This is a genomic window from Glaciimonas sp. PAMC28666 (assembly GCF_016917355.1).
In the GTDB taxonomy this organism is placed as follows: Bacteria; Pseudomonadota; Gammaproteobacteria; order Burkholderiales; family Burkholderiaceae_D; genus Glaciimonas.
Genome location: NZ_CP070304.1, coordinates 115,929 through 130,709, shown reverse-complemented (window position 1 = coordinate 130,709; position 14,781 = coordinate 115,929). Strand labels below are relative to the sequence as shown.

The window sequence follows — 14,781 nt, the reverse complement described above, 5'->3', positions numbered from 1 at the left end:
TGCTTTCCTATTTTTATAGTCCCATTGAAGCGTATTCATCACCGCACCCTGTACATGACACCGATAAAAAAGAATCAAGCCAAAAAATACCATGTCGCTAAGACGACCTGTCCGTCGTTTCCTTTTGCAAAAAAGTTGGTCACCCTGTTGGTTGCTGCAACCACCACCGTTGGCGCGGGCGTTAGCTATGCGGCAACTGAGGCCGAACAACTTTCCAGTCAAAACCTGCCTTCAGAATCTGGCACGGCAAATGCACAGCAACTGCCGCTGGTGACCGTCAAGGCCGAAGGGGAGCCGAAAGATAGCTATAAGGCGAAAGCCGCAGCCGTGGGCACGTTCAGCAGCGCGGATTTGCTCAATACACCGGCGTCGATTTCGGTCATTACTCGCAGCGTGCTGGACGATCAGCAATCTCGTTTGTTAAGCGATGTCGTGCGGAATGACGCATCGATCGATAACGATTACACGCCTTTGGGCTATTACGAAAATTTTAGTATCCGTGGTTTTCCACTCGATTTAGCGTCCAGCTATCAGCTTGACGGCATGACTCTTTCCGGCGAGCAAAATGTGGGTTTGGAAAACAAGGAACGGGTAGAGGTATTGAAAGGATTGGCTGGGTTGCAAGGCGGCCTGGCCGCTCCCGGTGGACTGATCAACTATGTCAGCAAACGTCCGGCAAATGTCGCCTCGATGACGTTGGGAACTGACTCACGCGGATCGCGTTACGTCGCGACCGACGTCGGGACCTTGTTTGGCGATCAGAAACAGTTCGGCTTGCGGATTAACGCCGCACACGAAGGCATCAATACTTACGTCGATGGTGTGAGTGGCAATCGGAATTTTCTCTCATTGGCAGCTGATTGGGTTATCTCGCGGTCTGCGACCTTACAGTTCAATATTGAAGATCAGCATAGTCAGCAGCTTTCTGTGCCGGGTTATCAATTGCTGGGTGGGACCGTGGTTCCAGCCAACGTTTCTCCTTCCCGCTTGCTCGGCGGCCAGCCCTGGAGCAAGCCGGTCACTATGGATTCGCTGAACGCCAATGTGCGTCTGGACATTGATGTCAACCCGGATTGGCATGCTTCACTCGCCGTTAGCCGGAGTCGGGTTATTATTGACGATAATTCGACATTTCCTTATGGCTGCTTTTATGTGAGCAGTTGTGGCGCAGGTGGCACGCCACCGCAATACTTTAGCGCAACCGGTGATTTCGATATTTACGACTATCGATTTCCGAACGATACGCGTCGCAATGATCAGGTTCAGGCGGTATTGCAGGGGAAATTAGCGTTGGCTGGAATGCGCCATGATCTCACGCTGGGCGTGAGCAGTTTTCGCCGTACCGTGAGTTTGAGCGACGGCGTCAACGAGTATGTCGGTAGCGATAATATTAATAACCCGAGTCCGCTGGTTTTTGCCCCATCGGGCGATACGCCTTCTGCGTCAACTCGGCGTCTGGACAGTCGGCAACAAGGCCTGTTTGTGTTGGATCGGGTCCAACTCAGCGAGCGCTGGCAAGTGCAGGCGGGTGCTCGTCAGGTTTGGCTGCGTGAACAAGCATTTGATGATACCGGTGCGACCACCCGCACAACCGATAAAACCATGTTGTTGCCGCAATTGGCGTTGTTGTATAAGCCGCAGGCAGCGATGACGCTTTACACCAGTTATAGCAAAGGACTGACGATGGGCGGTCAGGCCCCGTTCTGGGCGACCATTAACCCGTCCGCGTTTTTGCCGCCAACCGTTTCGCGTCAAATTGAGGCCGGCATCAAGTTTGAGGTCAGTAATCAGCTATTATTGAGCGCGGCCATTTTCCAGATGACGAAGCCGTACGAATATCCGAAGCCCGAAGGTGCCGATATTGAATATGTACAAGAAGGCACGCAGACAAATAAAGGCATTGAGCTAAGTGCGGCCGGACAAGTCACCAAGCGCTTGCGATTGACCGCAAGCTTTGCTGCAACGCAAGCGATCGCCACCAATACCGGAACCTCCGCATACGATGGGCATCAGGCCATCAATGTGCCGCGCTTGCGAGGCAGCATTTACGCCGACTATGCGGTGCCGGGCGTGGTGGGCCTCAATTTGCTGGGCGGATGGGAATATAGTGCGCGCAAGCCCGCGACACGCGCCGGTGATGTCGACGTACCATCCGTGAATCTTTTTAATGCAGGCTTGCGTTATGGCACCACGTTAGCGGGGCGTCAGACGGTGTTCCGTCTCGCTATCGATAACCTGCTTAATAAGCAATATTGGAAGGATGTTGGCGAATATCTGGGCGACGGTTATTTGCATCTGGGCGCACCACGTACCGCACGTTTGTCAGTGCAATACGAGTTTTAAGCGCCTTGGAAACGATTTTATAATAGCTTTTATGATCTTAGATAACGATAGCGCGTCAATGTTAAGTCATGGTCTGGCCGCCGAAAGTGTGGCACCTGCGTGGCCGCCGTTGACGTTAGCCGAAATAAAACATTTGCTGGTAAGGTATCCGCAAGTGGGCGAGATCAAGCGCCTGGTGTGGTTCAGCCCGCGGCCGTTTTCCAGCGCGTGCGTCGTAGACACCGCGTCCGGGCGGTTATTTGTTAAACGGCTGATAAAAGCGATCCGCAGTTGCGCCGATCTGGTAGAGGAACATCGGTTTATCGCCCATTTGGCGTCCCACATCCCGCCCGGCGGACCCGCTGTGAGCGAAGTACTTTCGGATATTACTGGAGCGACCGCTATTGCCGACGGCGACTGGACGTATGAAGTTCATCGATTGGGGCAAGGCAAAGACATTTATCGAGATGCTTTTTCGTGGACGCCATTCGAGGAAGCCACCCACGCGTATGCTGCTGGGCGTGCCCTGGCCCAGTTCCATCAGGGCGCGGCCGGTTATGATGCGCCACCGCGCAAGGCGACTTTGCTGGTGTCCGGATTTTCGATAGCGAGCAATGACGATCCCCTTGCAGCGATGCAGGATTACATCGACGCACGCCCCGGCCTGGCGGACTACGTGGCGCAACGAAATTGGCGGCAGGACGCGCAGCGTGTATTGATGCCATTCCACCAACGACTGCAGCCGTTCTTAAAGAAATTGGTGCCGCTTTGGACCCACAACGACTGGCACGCCTCCAATCTGCTGTGGCAGGCACCCGATGGCCCGTATCTTCAGCATGGTCGCGCCAATGATGAGGCGGCGCAGGTGGCAACAATACTGGATTTTGGGCTGTGCGATAAAACCTGTGCGGTCTATGATCTCGCGATCGCCATTGTCACGAATACGATTGAATGGCTGAGGTTGCCCGAGCATGCAGCCCCCGATGGGATTAGCGGCGCGCAATTAGTGCATTTTGATCAGTTGGATGCCTTGCTGGATGGTTACGAAACCGTTACGCCCTTATCCGCGTTTGACGTGGCTGCAGTGGCAGCGATGTTGCCGCTGGCACACGTAGAATTTGCCTTGTCGGAACTTGCTTACTTTTATGGCGTCCAGAACTCGGCCGAGAACGCCGCGGTAGCTTACGATACTTATCTATTAGGTCATGCCGAGTGGTTTAATAGTGCGGCAGGTATTCATCTATTGGCACATATACAGGGGCGCGTTATCACGTCTTGATCATCCGTGAAGACGGATTCTCTCTGAATATTCTGAAGGAAAAACATGTCCGGTCTGGAAATAATTGCCGTCATCATTAGCGCACTGGCGGTCTGGTTGACTGCGCGCCGGAACATATGGTGCTGGCCTGTAGGGTGCGTATCTGTGTTGCTTTATGCGCGAATTTTCTTTGACGCCAAACTTTATTCCGATTTGCTATTGCAACTGATTTTTTTCGTCATGCAGGTGTATGGCTGGTGGAGTTGGACCCGCAATCAGAGTATGGCAAAAGCCTTGTCGGAAACATTTCTGGAAGAAGATAAACGGCACATTATGCCGCAACGATTATCGGTAAAAGGCTGGGCCATAGGTCTAATGGTGGGGACGGTAGGTAGTGTTTTGTTAGGGTACGTGATGGCGCGCTTCACGGATGCACATATCCCCTGGCTCGATTCTGCGTTAACCAGTTTTAGTCTGGTAGCGCAGTATTGGATGGCACGCAAATACATTGCAAATTGGTGGCTATGGATCGCGGTCGATATTGTCTACGTTGGCGTATACGTCTATAAGGATTTACAGCTGACCGCAGGCTTGTATGCGATGTTCATTCTTCTGGCGACTATCGGCTTGCGCAATTGGCATCGCGAGTTACACCAGCATGAAACGATTGCTCCTATTGGTAATCTGGCGGGTTAACTTTATTTAAAATGGATACGAAATAACTGCGAGTAATCCACTGCGACCATGCCTGAAATTATCGTTAATGCGCCGCTTAAAACACGCTATGTTGCGCATCTTGATATGGATGCCTTCTATGCCTCGGTAGAGCTATTGCGCTATCCGGAATTGCGCGGCCGAGCCGTGGCCATTGGCGGCGGCTCTGACCATCAGCCTGTCCTGCACGCAGACGGAAGCCGGACGTATGCAACGCTGCGCAATTACGTTGGTCGCGGAGTCATTACGACTTCTACTTACGAAGCGCGGGCCTTGGGTATATTTTCTGCCATGGGAATCATGAAGGCCGCGAAACTGGCCCCCGATGCCGTATTGTTGCCGACTGACTTTGAGGCTTATCGGCACTATTCAAGGTTATTCAAAACTGCCGTGGCAAGCATTGCGCCGCTTATAGAGGATCGTGGGATCGATGAAATCTATATCGATCTTAGCGAGCAAACGGAACCGATCGCTCTCCTTGCAGCACGCATCAAAAAAGCGGTGAACGACGCCACCGGCCTATCCTGTTCGATCGGCGTGGCACCTAACAAGCTCCTTGCCAAGATATGTTCCGACCTGGAAAAGCCGAATGGATTGACCATTCTCTCGCACGCTGATCTGGCGCATCGGATCTGGCCGCTGTCAGTCAGCAAGATTAATGGTATTGGACCAAAATCTGCTGAAAAACTGGCACTTTTAAATATTCGCACCATCGCAGAATTAGCCCACGCAGATACCGGCGTTCTTCAGGAAAGTTTCGGAAGCAGTTATGGTGCATGGTTGCATGACGTTGCGCATGGGATCGATGATCGCCCGGTGGTCACTCATTCTGAACCAAAGTCCATTAGCCGCGAAACCACGTTTGAACGGGATCTCCATGCCTCGGCAGATCGCACCACCCTCACAGAAATTTTCACCCGCTTATGCGAACGACTGGCTGGTGACCTTCAGCGCAAGGGCTACGTAGGTCGCACGGTGGGGATCAAGTTACGATTCACGGATTTCAGTGCGGTGACGCGAGATGTCACCCTTGCGTCGATGACAGACGATGCGATGGCGATCCGGCGCGCCGCCGCAGAGTGTCTCCGCCGCGTATCTTTCCATCAAAAGCTGCGTTTGCTTGGCGTTCGTGTCAGCACGTTAGAGAAAAAAAACGCAACAACCGAATCGCCATCGGCGGCGCAAGGTGATTTGTTTGGAGATGGTATGGGGTCGCTTTGACCATACACGATTATTTTTGCAAAACCATGGCACTGACCGGGTTATTGTTCCGTGAGTCCGTGAGTTCCCTGAGTTTAAGCGCCCTGTTGTCGCGTCATCAAACAGACATAAACTGGTCATTTTCCTGAAGTAATCGCTCGTTACGCTGGCATTGTCAAAATTTCAAAAGGACAACGCATGCGTTTAACGACCCTCCCGCACGACGCCACCCACGCTTCTCCTAAATTAACGGTGAGCCTGGCGACAACCCCGGAAGAAATACGGGAAGTGCAACGGCTGCGCTATAAAGTGTTTGTTGAAGGGTTGAGCCTGGCCGCACTGGTCAATCCAACTGGCCTGGACGTCGACGAGTTTGATGCCTACTGCGATCACCTGATTGTGCGTGACAACAAGACTTTGCTGGTCGTAGGCACTTACCGCGTAATGAGTCCGCATGCTTCCCGTCGCATGGGATCGTATTATTCCGAAAAAGAGTTTGATCTTGGTCGGCTCGATCATTTGCGCAGCCGTCTTGCCGAAGCAGGGCGCGCTTGCATACATCCAGACTATCGTAGCGGTAGCGTCATCATGCTGTTGTGGGCCGGATTAGCGACGTACATGCGGCGTGAACGCTGTGACTATTTGATGGGTTGCGTTAGCGTCAGCCTTGCCGACGGAGGCCACAATGCTGCCGCCCTTTATAACGCCTTGACGCGAGAAAACTTCTCTCCAGCAGAATATCGGGTGACGCCTCTTACTCCTTTTTCGGTCGATGCACGAGGGACCGTATATGCGCCGATTATGCCGCCGCTTTTAAAGGGCTACTTGCGTAGCGGAGCATGGGTATGCGGTGAACCGGCATGGGATCCTGATTTTCACTCTGCCGATTTTTTCCTGCTATTACCGTTAACCCGCCTCGATAGTCGTTATGCACGTCATTATCGTAAAGAAATGGGTCCGGCATGAAGCCTGACGAGCGCTTTCTGAACAGCGGATTTTCTGGGGCCGGGACCGAGGTCAAACGCGAACCGATACGCTTTCGAACGATCTGGATTTCTGACGTGCACTTAGGTACGACCGGCTGTCAAGCGGTGCGCTTGCTGGAATTTTTACGGGCGACGGAATCAGAGACGCTCTATCTGGTCGGCGATATCATCGACGGATGGCAACTGAAGCGACGTTGGTATTGGGATCAGACTCATAACAACGTGGTGCAAACGGTATTGAAAAAAGCGCGCAAGGGTACCCAGGTTATTTTTGTTCCCGGCAATCACGATGAAGCGATACGGCAATTCATTGATCTCGATTTCGGAGGCATAAAAATTCGCGATGAATTGATCCACACGACTGCAAAAGGGAAGCGATTTCTGGTATTACACGGAGATCGGTTCGATGGTGTTATTTCATGCGCAAAATGGCTGGCGTATGTTGGCGATAGTTTGTACACGGTGATCCTGAAGTTTAATCAGTGGTTCAACCGGTGGCGCGCTCGGGCTGGCTTACCTTATTGGTCTTTGTCGCAATACCTCAAGCTCAAAGTAAAAAATGCGGTAAATTACATTTCTTCGTTTGAAAATGCTCTCGCCGCTGAAGCTGCAAAAAAAGGCCTCGATGGCGTGATCTGCGGGCACATTCACAAGCCCGAGATGCGCGATATCAATGGAATCACTTATTGCAATGACGGCGACTGGGTAGAAAGCCTGACGGCGCTGGTTGAGGATGCAAGTGGCACATTACGGTTAATATCCTGGCAAGAAATCATGGGACAAAAGAATGTGGTTTTGAGAGCTAATGCTGGAGAGTGACGTGAATCGCCATCATAACCGACGCCTCCCTTCCCAATCGTCGGTGTTGTCACCACGCTGCGAGAAACCTGTCGTCACCGAAAGCAATCGCTTGCGGCGTACCGGTTGCAGCTTTTCCAATAGGTTCCCATGCGGCGGATGAGGCCAACAAAAAGCCTCGCATTGCGAGGCTTTTTGACGAAACCGTCAGATGTCGTCTGACAAGGCAATAACTTAACCGGTTACCAGATTTTCCACCAAGGTTTTTTCTCCAGAACCGGACCACCCCTGTAATAAACGCTATCAGGATAATTTGTTTGCAGAACGCGGGCAGCATCGTCACGTAATTGTTTCATGCCGAGAGCGTCATACGAGCGTACCATTATGTATAGCGCTTCCTGCACTGCTGGCGCATCGCGATATTCCTGTACGGCGCTTTGAGCGCGGTTCGCGGCAGCAACATAAGCGCCGCGGCGCAGATAATAATTTGCTACGTGAACGTCGTATTGGGCCATCGCGTTGACCAAATATTTCATGCGCGTCAGAGAATCAGGCGCGTACGTGCTATCGGGAAAGCGATCAACAACTTGCTTAAAGGCATCAAAAGCATCGCGAGCAGCTTTTGGATCGCGCTCCGATGCATCTTCTTTTGACAAGAAATCGAAGATACTGACCTTATCGTTAAAATTGACCAGGCCACGCAAATAGTACATATAGTCTACGTTTGGATGATTTGGATGCAATTTAATGAAGCGATCAATCGCTGCAAGCGCCTCGGGCTGCTCACCTTGCCGATAGTGCGCATAAGCGATATCCATCTGGGCTTGCTGGGCAAAAGTACCGAAAGGATAGCGTGATTCGAGCTTTTCAAAGTATGAAATTGCTTTATCGTAACCACCACTACTCATTTCATCCTTTGCCTCCGAGTATAATCTGGGAGCAGACCAGTTTGCGGTTTCATCGACCTTGTCGGGCAATAGGCCACATGCCGATAATGTGAGAGCGAATGCGACAGCAGCTAGTGTGGAGAGTTTTTTTTGCATGGTGGTTCGCAAGAATGCGTGTAAACAATTGATAGATTATAGCCGATGGGACTTGCAGTGACGTCATTTACAAAGCCAAATTTGGCTGAAAACCCTACGGAAACAGAATTTGAAGCCGATATCGATGATAGCGAAGAAATTGAGGTAGCGGTAAATACCGCTGCACCTATCGTTCTGATATTGACGCCTCAGGTGTGCGGAACCCGACTCGATAAAGTAATTTCGAGTCAAATTCCCCAGTTTTCACGTAGCCGCATCCAACAATGGATGGAAGCTGGTCATGTTAGCGTCGATGGCAAGGTTGCCACGACCAAAATGATTGCGTTCGGCGATGAGACTGTCATCGTCCAGCCGCAACCGGCCCCGGACGAACACGCCTATACTCCAGAACCCATGGCGCTGGCGGTCATATACGAAGACGACGATATCATCGTGATCGATAAACCGGCCGGACTGGTGGTGCATCCTGCTGCCGGCAACTGGTCGGGAACGTTATTAAATGGTCTTTTGCATCGCTGGCCCGATTTGGCTGGCGTGCCGCGGGCTGGCATCGTGCATCGTCTGGACAAGGACACCAGCGGATTGATGGTCGTGGCGAAAACGTTAGAATCGCAAACCGACCTGGTTCGCCAACTGGCGGCGCGGACCGTCAAGCGTCAATATCTGGCGCTGGTATGGGGCACGCCACAGCTTAATGGCACCATTGATGCGGCGATGGCACGTCATCCACGGGATCGCATCAAGATGGCGGTGTCGGAAAGTCTGAGCGCTAAAACGGCGGTGACGCATTACGAAAGATTGCAAAGCGGGCTTCTGGATGGAAGACCGGTCAGTTTGATGCGCTGCCAGCTGGAAACCGGGCGTACCCATCAAATTCGCGTGCACATGCTTTCAATCGGTTTTGCTCTTGTTGGTGACACGTTGTATGGCAAACAGCATCTGATGCCTGCGTTTCCGCGGCAGGCCTTACAGGCAACACGTCTGGGATTAAATCATCCTTCCACGGGTGAAGAGTGTGAATGGTTCACGCCCCTGCCAGAGGACTTTGCCGATTTGATCAAGCGTTCCGGCATTTCTGCGCCTGAATAAATCTGCACATATTCAGGAGTGGTCCAAATGTATTTTGGGGGAGGGGGCCGGATCGGTGCCTTTCCAAATGCACTTAGCGCCACACTGATTACGCTAAATGAATGCATCCTATGAACGTAATTACTCCAGAGTGGATTGGTGCGCCAGCGAATGTCGGCGCGCTCGTGACCACGCGTGACGGTGGCGCAAGCCAGGGATTTTATGCCAACGGGAATGGCTGCGGTGGCCTGAATCTAGGTTCGCATGTCGGCGACTTGCTGGCTGATGTTGAAGCCAACCGGGCTTTGCTAACATCCTGTTTGCCATCGCCGCCACTATGGCTGAACCAGGTTCACGGTATTCATGCGGTTGATGCAAATACGGCGGATGATAATGCTGAGGCTGATGCCGCAATTTCAACGCGTAGGGGGCAAGTATGTGCTGTCTTGACTGCGGATTGTTTGCCGGTATTATTTTGTGACGTCAAAGGGCAGGTAGTTGGAGCAGCGCACGCGGGGTGGCGCGGTCTGGTGGGTGGAGTTCTGGAACGTACCGTATCGCGTATGCGCGAGGCCGGTGCCAGCGAGATCATCGCGTGGCTCGGTCCCGCAATCGGTCCGCAAAAATTTGAAGTCGGCTCAGACGTGTTGGCGGCATTTATAACCGCCGCTCATGCGCGAACCGCGTCGGCAGAAATTGTCAGGCAGGTCGCATCCGCATTCATACCGATTGTGGAAAGCCCGGGAAAATATGTTGCTGATATCTATAGTCTCGCGCGTACTATTTTGGGTGAAGTCGGTGTTCACGGCGTAAGTGGCGGTGGGGCCTGTACTGTCCTCGATCAACAGTTTTATTCGTATCGTCGCGATAAGGTGACGGGCCGTATGGCATCATTGATATGGCTAAAATAGGGTTTTTTCTTTGAAAACGTCGGCAGTTTCTTTGTTACGGCGCGTTACCCGATTGCATCATTTTTTTATAATTTTTGTATCGGTTCGATGTTGGAATTTTGCTCAGCTATTTGTGCTGAGTGCGGGTTTGCATCCCCTAATTCACGATTTACTTGCTGTACGGCATCCTTCGCCGCCAGCATTCGCTTCTGTTGATCAGCCCTTTGTCGATTTCGCTTGCGTTTGGGCGTTCCCATCAGGTATAAAACTATTGACAAAGGAATTACGCCATATAGCAGAAATGTCATCACTCCTGCGACGGCGGTCAGTTCCGTAATCGACATCATGAAGACAACGTAAATCCAAGCAATGGCGACGATATACATATAAAAAAGTTAGGCTCACGGACAATCCTGCACCATACGCGAAATAACCGGTACCCGCATGAATAATCCAAAATTTCCAGCATTCGATCCCGCATTTTTATCGCAAGCTTCGCAACAGATGATGGAGCAATTTAGTCATAATTTGTCTCCAGATTTGTCACAAAACATGTCGCAGATTGCTGACCCGAATAAATGGCTAACGTGGTTCGGTTCTGCACCCGGTCATGCCTTCGCTCCACCAGCAATGTCTGATACAGCATTAAAAAATTTAGGTATCAAACTGGCACCGGAATCACTCGAAAAGCTGCAAAAATCGTACACCGAGCAACTCACTGCATTGTGGCAAGACGCGGTGGCTTCGCGCGCGCCGACGCTGTCGGACAAACGTTTCAATGGTTCAGCGTGGCTAAGCAATCCGGTATACGGTTATAACGCCGCGGTATACTTGTTGAATGCCCATTATCTGACCGCGCTGGTGGATGCCGTTGATGCGCCGCTAAAAACCAAGCGAAAAATTGGATTTGCAGTTCAGCAGATGATCGATGCGATGTCGCCAAGCAATTTCCTGGCGACGAATCCGGTTGCGCAGCAACTATTGGTAGAAACCAAAGGCGAGAGCCTGACCCGCGGCATGGCCCATCTGTTGGCCGATATGCAAAAAGGGAAGATATCGCAGACCGATGAAGGTGCTTTTGAACTCGGAAAAGACGTTGCGACCACGGAAGGTTCTATCGTATTTGAAAATGCGTTGTTCCAGTTAATCCAGTATAAACCGTTGACAAAGACCGTTCATGAGCGGCCTTTGCTGATCATGCCGCCATGTATCAACAAGTTTTATATCATGGATTTGCAACCGCAAAATTCACTGGTGCGCTACGCGGTGGAGCAGGGCCATACCGTGTTTTTGATTTCGTGGTGTAACGCAGATGAATCAACCGCCCGGACCACGTGGGATCAGTATGTGGAAGAGGGGGGCATTCAGGCTGTGCACGTGGCCCAGGAAATCTCCGGTCAAAAGCAGATTAACGCGCTTGGTTTTTGCGTTGGCGGTACGATCCTATCGACTGCGCTGGCAGTGCTCTACGCACGCGGTGAAAAGCCGGTGGCAAGCCTGACACTGTTGACGGCATTGCTCGATTTCACTGATACCGGCATTCTCGATGTGTATATCGACGAAGCCCAAATTGCTAAGCGTGAGCAGGAAATTGGCGCTGGCGGTTTAATGCCGGGTCGGGATTTCGCGTCGGCGTTTTCGAGCTTACGTCCAAACGATTTGATATGGAATTACGTCGAATCGAATTATTTAAAAGGTGAAGAGCCAGCGGCTTTTGATCTGTTGTATTGGAATGCGGACAGTACAAATTTACCTGGCCCGATGTTTTGCTATTATCTACGCAATATGTATTTGAATAACGCACTCAAAGATCCAGGAAGATTGACCGTTGCGGGTGAAAAGCTCGATCTGGGTAAGATTGCTGCTCCAACATTTATTTATGCCTCGCGTGAAGACCACATCGTTCCCTGGACCTCCGCCTATGCATCGACCACATTATTAAATCCTAAGCACGCTGGCCAGAATCGGTTTGTACTCGGTGCATCAGGCCATATCGCTGGAGTGATCAATCCGCCCGCTAAAAATAAACGTAGTTATTGGACCAATCCGAAGGCGGGTATTGCGGCAGAAAAATGGCTCGATGGCGCAACTGAACACCCTGGAAGCTGGTGGACCGACTGGTCTGCATTCCTGGCTGAGCATGCGGGGAAAAAAGTGGCGGCACCGAAAAAGCCGGGAACTGCGGCGTATAAACTAATTGAACCGGCCCCTGGTCGTTATGTCAAAGTAAGGGCAGAATAAATTATTTAATACATAATATATGTAGCTTATCGCGGTCATATATACACTACAATTCATGAACCAGAATTCCACAGCATAGTAATCCCTTAACGGGAGTTTTAGCGATGTAAAACCTGCATCGGTTTTTTGTTAATTGAATGAAAGAGGAGACAAAATGTCCAAACGAATTGCTTATGTAACAGGTGGAATGGGTGGCATTGGTACCCCAATTTGTACTCGTCTCTGTAAAGATGGTTACACCGTAGTCGCTGGCTGCGGTCCTAATTCAACGCGAAAGGACACGTGGTTGGCGGCGATGCGCGCCCAAGGTTTTGATATTCACGCCTCTGAAGGTAACGTCTCCGATTGGGAGTCAACCAAAGCGGCTTTTGAAAAAGTCAAAGCGGAGATTGGCGAAGTCGACATTCTGGTGAATAACGCCGGTATTACACGCGATGGTCAATTCCGCAAAATGTCTAAATCCGACTGGGATTCGGTCATCGATACCAACTTGAACTCACTATTTAATGTGACCAAGCAAGTCATCGACGGTATGGCGGATCGCGGTTTTGGAAGGATCATTAACATTTCATCCGTGAATGGTCAAAAAGGCCAATTCGGTCAAACTAACTATTCAACCGCTAAAGCCGGTATCCACGGTTTCACCATGGCGCTAGCACAGGAAGTCGCGACCAAAGGGGTCACCGTGAACACGGTATCTCCTGGATATGTCGGGACTGATATGGTGCGCTCGATTCGTCCAGAAGTTCTCGAAAAAATTATTTCCGGCATTCCCATTAAGCGTTTAGGCGAGCCGGAAGAAATAGCTTCGATTATTGCCTGGATTGCGTCTGACGAAGGTGGTTATGCGACTGGTTCTGACTTCTCCCTCAATGGCGGTTTGCACATGGGTTAAAGCCCCAGGCCCAACTGTAAGGTTGGGCCGCAGGTTTAAAGAGTTAGTCGCTGAATGTTTTCTGCTCAATAGCACTATTGCGGGTCTTCGATCTGCGTTTGGTCTCGGCGGATTTCCTCTCGGATGATTTTGAAAGGAAGTCTGCTGGGACCGCATGCCCTGGAAAATTTCTTTTTCTCCCACAACTTCGCACAATTGGCGCAATATAATGGTGTAGTAGACCGTATTTCACGCGGGGCATTGTTTTGTGTAAGAGGGAACTGACTTACATGTTTGATTTGAAATGCGTTAATGCGCGATAAACTGGAAATTCCCATGACCACACCCAAAAAAATTTCTGTGCGCCTGATCAAAAAATATCCAAATCGACGCCTTTACGACACGCAGACCAGTTCTTACATCACTCTGACTGACGTAAAAGCACTGGTGCTCGAGAACGAAGAATTTGCGGTGATTGATGCCAAAAGTGATGAGGACCTGACGCGTAGCATATTGTTGCAAATTATTTTGGAAGAAGAGTCCAACGGTACGCCGATGTTTTCGAGTGCCGCGTTATCTCAGATTATTCGCTATTACGGCCATGCGATGCAAGGCATGATGGGTTCTTATTTAGAAAAAAATATTCAGGCATTCATCGATATTCAAAACAAGCTGACTGAAAACTCAAAAGGGTTTTACGAAGGTAAGCCATTCAGCCCGGAAATGTGGGCGCAGTTTATGAATGTGCAAGGACCGATGATGCAAGGGATGATGAGCAATTACATCGAGCAAAGCAAAACACTGTTTGTGCAGATGCAAGAGAAAATGCAAAGTCAAAGCAAAAATATGTTTGGGACATTCCCTTTTGTTCCACCCGATAAAGACAGCGACCCAAAGTGACCGGCTTTTTTTGAAGCGGCAATCGACTGCGGGCACACATCAATCGCTTGATTTAGCGCATATCCTCTTGCTACTTAGGCGCAAAAAGGAGCGCCTGGGTGACATTGTGATTGTCGCGATAATCACGATAACCACGATAATCACGATAGGCGCCCCGCCCCGGCGGTGCCTTCAGACTACCGCTTCTGGTGCAACGCTTATGCAACCGATGCCGGAGTCTGAGCAGTTCACCACATAGTTGAGTTATGTTATTTTGCGATAGCAGGGCGGTCGCGTCGGGACTATCAGTGTGACTGATTAATCCCAATTTACGACGAAGTAATTGTTAAATAGTTAATAAATTAAAATTCATTGCGGTTATATCAACCCAAAGTTAGCTCAATCCATTCTATTTGCGAATAACGTGGCGTGGAAACGAATCTAAAACAGGTTCTAAGGTGTCCATGACAGCGGAAGGGGTACAATAGCGCCTTCGCTTCGTCCTCAT

General features: G+C 50.7%; 13 protein-coding genes. 11 read left to right on the top strand and 2 right to left on the bottom strand.

The window, feature by feature from the left end:
* Window positions 1–54: 54 nt before the first annotated feature.
* The 6 genes from JQN73_RS00490 to JQN73_RS00465 all read left to right on the top strand — a co-directional run bounded on the left by JQN73_RS00490 (window position 55) and on the right by JQN73_RS00465 (window position 7,299).
* Complete coding sequence (locus JQN73_RS00490; RefSeq protein WP_205321165.1) at window positions 55–2,343, top strand: TonB-dependent siderophore receptor; 2,289 nt, start codon at window positions 55–57, stop codon at window positions 2,341–2,343.
* A gap of 31 nt (window positions 2,344–2,374) precedes the next feature.
* A complete protein-coding gene (locus tag JQN73_RS00485) occupies window positions 2,375–3,601 on the top strand; it encodes a phosphotransferase enzyme family protein (protein ID WP_205321164.1) in 1,227 nt (408 codons plus the stop codon).
* A 45-nt stretch (window positions 3,602–3,646) separates the two neighbouring features.
* Complete coding sequence (gene pnuC, locus JQN73_RS00480; protein WP_205321163.1) at window positions 3,647–4,276, top strand: nicotinamide riboside transporter PnuC; 630 nt, start codon at window positions 3,647–3,649, stop codon at window positions 4,274–4,276.
* 48 nt (window positions 4,277–4,324) lie between these two features.
* Complete coding sequence (dinB, locus tag JQN73_RS00475) at window positions 4,325–5,515, top strand: DNA polymerase IV (RefSeq protein WP_205321162.1); 1,191 nt, start codon at window positions 4,325–4,327, stop codon at window positions 5,513–5,515.
* 177 nt (window positions 5,516–5,692) lie between these two features.
* Complete coding sequence (locus JQN73_RS00470) at window positions 5,693–6,460, top strand: GNAT family N-acetyltransferase (RefSeq protein ID WP_205321161.1); 768 nt, start codon at window positions 5,693–5,695, stop codon at window positions 6,458–6,460.
* Window positions 6,457–7,299 (top strand): UDP-2,3-diacylglucosamine diphosphatase, encoded by an 843-nt coding sequence (locus JQN73_RS00465; protein ID WP_205321160.1) that lies wholly within the window; start codon window positions 6,457–6,459, stop codon window positions 7,297–7,299. The genes JQN73_RS00470 and JQN73_RS00465 overlap by 4 nt, the downstream gene beginning before the upstream one ends.
* Before the next feature lie 221 nt (window positions 7,300–7,520).
* On the opposite strand, the gene JQN73_RS00460 is transcribed toward JQN73_RS00465, so the two are convergent.
* The gene (locus JQN73_RS00460; protein ID WP_205321159.1) at window positions 7,521–8,321 is read right to left on the bottom strand and encodes an outer membrane protein assembly factor BamD; all 801 of its coding nucleotides are present in this window, start codon (window positions 8,319–8,321) and stop codon (window positions 7,521–7,523) included.
* Between the two features lie 45 nt (window positions 8,322–8,366).
* On the opposite strand from JQN73_RS00460, the gene JQN73_RS00455 reads away from it, so the two are divergent.
* Together JQN73_RS00455 and pgeF are read left to right on the top strand one after the other, a co-directional pair.
* On the top strand, window positions 8,367–9,410 hold the full coding sequence (locus JQN73_RS00455; protein ID WP_205321158.1) for an RluA family pseudouridine synthase: 1,044 nt from the start codon (window positions 8,367–8,369) through the stop codon (window positions 9,408–9,410).
* Window positions 9,411–9,520: 110 nt separating this feature from the next.
* The gene (gene pgeF, locus JQN73_RS00450; RefSeq protein ID WP_205321157.1) at window positions 9,521–10,300 is read left to right on the top strand and encodes a peptidoglycan editing factor PgeF; all 780 of its coding nucleotides are present in this window, start codon (window positions 9,521–9,523) and stop codon (window positions 10,298–10,300) included.
* Between the two features lie 65 nt (window positions 10,301–10,365).
* On the opposite strand, the gene JQN73_RS00445 is transcribed toward pgeF, so the two are convergent.
* The gene (locus tag JQN73_RS00445; protein WP_205323542.1) at window positions 10,366–10,665 is read right to left on the bottom strand and encodes a hypothetical protein; all 300 of its coding nucleotides are present in this window, start codon (window positions 10,663–10,665) and stop codon (window positions 10,366–10,368) included.
* A gap of 58 nt (window positions 10,666–10,723) precedes the next feature.
* Between JQN73_RS00445 and phaC the strand changes: the two genes are divergently transcribed.
* The 3 genes from phaC (at window position 10,724) to phaR (ending at window position 14,294) form a co-directional block, all read left to right on the top strand.
* Complete coding sequence (gene phaC, locus JQN73_RS00440; protein WP_205321156.1) at window positions 10,724–12,520, top strand: class I poly(R)-hydroxyalkanoic acid synthase; 1,797 nt, start codon at window positions 10,724–10,726, stop codon at window positions 12,518–12,520.
* Between the two features lie 154 nt (window positions 12,521–12,674).
* The gene (locus tag JQN73_RS00435; RefSeq protein ID WP_205321155.1) at window positions 12,675–13,415 is read left to right on the top strand and encodes a 3-ketoacyl-ACP reductase; all 741 of its coding nucleotides are present in this window, start codon (window positions 12,675–12,677) and stop codon (window positions 13,413–13,415) included.
* 315 nt (window positions 13,416–13,730) lie between these two features.
* The gene (phaR, locus tag JQN73_RS00430; RefSeq protein ID WP_205321154.1) at window positions 13,731–14,294 is read left to right on the top strand and encodes a polyhydroxyalkanoate synthesis repressor PhaR; all 564 of its coding nucleotides are present in this window, start codon (window positions 13,731–13,733) and stop codon (window positions 14,292–14,294) included.
* Window positions 14,295–14,781 lie beyond the last annotated feature (487 nt).